Source organism: Allochromatium palmeri (assembly GCF_009720725.1).
In the GTDB taxonomy this organism is placed as follows: domain Bacteria; phylum Pseudomonadota; class Gammaproteobacteria; order Chromatiales; family Chromatiaceae; genus Thermochromatium; species Thermochromatium palmeri.
The window spans coordinates 1-3,646 of record NZ_WNKT01000099.1 but is presented as its reverse complement, the minus strand read 5'-3'; the positions used below and the strand labels follow the sequence as shown (position 1 = coordinate 3,646).

The window sequence follows — 3,646 nt, the reverse complement described above, 5'->3', positions numbered from 1 at the left end:
GGTGACCAGCCAGGGTGCGGTGATCAGCGCCACGGCCTCACCCGTCACCGTCAACCTCGGCACTCTAGGCACTCTAGCCGATGACGCGACTGCCACTGTCAGCTTCCGGGTGACTATCGATGCCGGCACCACCAACGGCACCGTACTGAGCAATCAAGCCACCGTCACCCGCACCGGCGATACCACCGGCGTCCCCTCCGACGACAACGGCACCAGCGGCGACGGTCTCAACCCGACCCTGACCCCGGTCTACACCGAGGCCCCCACGCCCGTGCTCGGCAAGACCCAGGCGGCCAGCAGCGAAACCGACAGCACTGGGTCCAATGTCCTGATCGGCGAAGTCGTCACCTTCGAACTCGCTTTCAGCGTCCCGTCCGGCACCACGCGCGAACTGACCTTTGCCGACACCCTGCCGAGCGGACTGGCCTACGTCGCCGACTCTGCGCGTCTGCGGCGCACCAGCACCAGCCTAAACGCGGCCCTCAATCCAGGCGGCATCAACAGCGCCGATGCCGATGCCCCCGTCACCCTGGTCGATGACGCCCATCTGCTCACGAGCGGCCAGACCCTGAGCCTGGCACTTGGCAACATCATCAACTCCGATGCCGATTCCGGGACGACCGAACAGTACGTCCTCGAATACCGGGCGCGGGTACAGAACCTAGCGGGCAACGCCAAGGGTGAGACGCTGACCAACAGCGCCACCATCCGCACCCTGAACACGCTCGGCGTCGAACAGTCCTTGACGCCAGAGACGGTTGCTCTATCGATCATCGAGCCCAGCCTCACGCTCGATAAATCAGTCACCCCAGCCGCGCTGCTTTCCACGGGCGGTGCCACCACCTACGCCCTGGTCGTCACCAACACCGGCACCGCACCGGCCTACGATGTCTGCATCACCGATCCGCTCAGCACCGACTGGACCCTGGGCACGGTGACCGCGACGCCCTCAGACGCCAACACGCCGACCGACATCACGCTCGATGCGGCCGCCTGCGGCAGCGACCGGCTGCGCTTCCAGGTTGGTGTCTTCCCGGCCGGCGGTGTGCTGACACTCAACCTTCCGGTTTCCGACACCGACTTGAGCAGCACGCCGAACGAGCAGCTCAACAACACCGCCAGCGCCACCTGGACCAGCCTGCCCGGTGCCACCGGCTCTGGAATTGGACTGGACGCGGCCGGCACAGCGGGCACCAGCGATGGCGAACGCACCGGCGCCGGCAGTGGCGTCAACCTCTACACTGTCAGCGACAGCGCCCAGGTCACCATCAATGAGTTGAACCTGACCAAGAGCGTCGATGACACCCGCCGCTACGCCATTGGCGAACTAGCCACCTATCGGCTCGACATCAGCGTGCCTGCCGGCTACAGCGTCACCGACGCCGTGATCGAAGATGCGTTGCCATCGGGTCTGCTCTATGTCGGACCGGTGAATCGTGTCGATGGCAATAGCGTCAACCTGACGAACACCACGCTGACGGCCAGCGCCAGCGCCAGCGGTACCCCGCCAACCCTGACCATCAGCCTCGGCACCCTCAGCAACAGCGCCGCCACGGCCCAGACCCTGTCGCTGGAATATGAGGTAAGAGTCGATAACGTCGCGGGCAATCAGTTCGATACGGCACCGCTGGCCAACACCGCGACCCTGACCTTCAAGGATCCGCGCGACGGCAACACCGAGAAGACCCGCACCGATACCGCGAGCCTGCAACTGGGCGAACCCCAGTTGAGCCTGACACTCGATGCCGCTGGTCCCGGCAGTGTGCTCACCGGCTTGCAGGCGGGCGATGTCATCACCTACACCCTGACCTTGAGCAATGCCAGCGGCGCGGGCGTGACCACCGCCTTCGATAGCCTGCTGTCCAGTGTCCTGCCCAGCGGCCTGACCGGTGTCACCGATTCGCTGGTCAACACCGCCAGCAGCAACCTGAGTTCCGAGGCACTGACCGCGCTGCTCGCCACCCTCAGTGTCGACGCCGACGGCCTGACGACAGCCGATAGTGGCTTCGACCTGCCCGCCGGCGCTGCTGTCACGCTGACCTTCCAGGCTACCCTGGACGCCGGCGTGCTCTCCGGCGAGACCCTTTCAGTCACCACCGCCAGCGTCACCTACACCAGTCTCGATGGCGCGGACGCGACCGAGCGCACCGGATCTGGCGAACCGGCCGTCAACGACTATCAGGCCAGCGACAGCGCCCAAACGCTCACCATCGACAGCACCGTCGCCTTCGACAAGACGTTCCTGCCGAACACCCGGACGAACTTCGCCGTCGGCGAAGAGGTCACCTACCGGCTGAAGGTCAGCCTGATCGAAGGCACCACCGAGGATCTGGTGCTCACCGATACCTTGCCCGCCGGCCTAAGCTATGTGGGCTACACCCTGGGCGCGGGATCGGGCGACAGCCTGACCATCCCCTTCGACCCCGACACCGATTTGACGGTTACGCCAGCCACCGGCCCGAGCGCCACCGGGCAGGTCGTCGTCTTTGATCTGGGCACGGTCGTCAACACACCCAATGCTCAGCGTGATGACGATTACCTGACCGTCGATCTGATCGCGCGGGTCGATAACATCACCGCCAATCAGGCTGGAACCGTGCTGGGCAACCACGCCCAACTCGAGTATTTCGATGCTGGCGGTGCTCAGACCCTCGATTTCGACGCCAATGGCGATGCGAATGACGGTCTCCAGCCGCTCAACCTGACAGTGGTGGAACCGACTGTCACCCTGAACCTGGATCAGAACGTCGAGGCCCTTTCCCTGGGCGACACCGTCACCTATACCCTGACCCTCAGTGCCAGCGATGCCACCGCCTACGGCGTGCAACTGGTCGATACCCTGCCGCCCGGCTTGGCGTATGTCTCCGCGACCGGCGGGACGCCGAGCATCCAAGATCAAACCTTGACCTTCGATCTAGCGCAACTGGCACAGGGCGCCAGCCACGAGATCACCATCATGGCCCGCTTGCGTGCGGATGCCGTGGTCGATGTGAGTCAAACCAATCAGGCGACCTTGGCCTGGGGCTCCATTCCAGACGCCGATGGCACGCCCGACGATGGCCGCACCGGCAGCGATGGCGCGGGCGAGGGACTCAACAACTACGCCACCAGCCAATCGGTCAGCCTCACCCCGACCACCAACGCGATGATCGAAGCGGTCAAGACGGTGAGCGACCTCAATGGCGGGGATGCGCTCGCAGGCGACAGGCTCGAATACCGCGTGGTGTTGACCAATACCGGCAGCGTCGCGGCGACCAACGTCGTCTTTGCCGACCCGATCCCGGCCAATACCGCCTATGTCGACAATAGCAGTAAGCTCAATGACGAGACGTCCGGCAGCGTCAGCGGCGGTGTCCTGACGGTCACTGTCGGCGAGTTGGCGGCTGGTGCCACAGCCACCCTCACCTTCCAGGTCACCATCAACGGCAGCGTCCCCGCCGGCACCGTCATCAGCAACCAAGGATCGGTCGATTCCGATCAAACCGTCCCCGAGCCGACCGACGTCGATGATAACGATACCAACGGCGACCAGCCGACCGAGGTCACCGTCGGCCAGCCGATCAGCGGTGGCGGTGGTGCGCTCTATGCCCGCAAGACCGTCAACGCCGCCTCGGTCGCGACCGGTGGCACCGTCACCTATACCATC

General features: G+C 64.8%; 1 protein-coding gene. It reads left to right on the top strand.

Features of this window, described 5'->3' with window-relative positions; all coding sequences use genetic code 11:
- On the top strand, positions 1 to 3,646 hold a 3,646-nt coding region (locus GJ668_RS19430; RefSeq protein WP_155451735.1), incomplete at both ends, for a beta strand repeat-containing protein.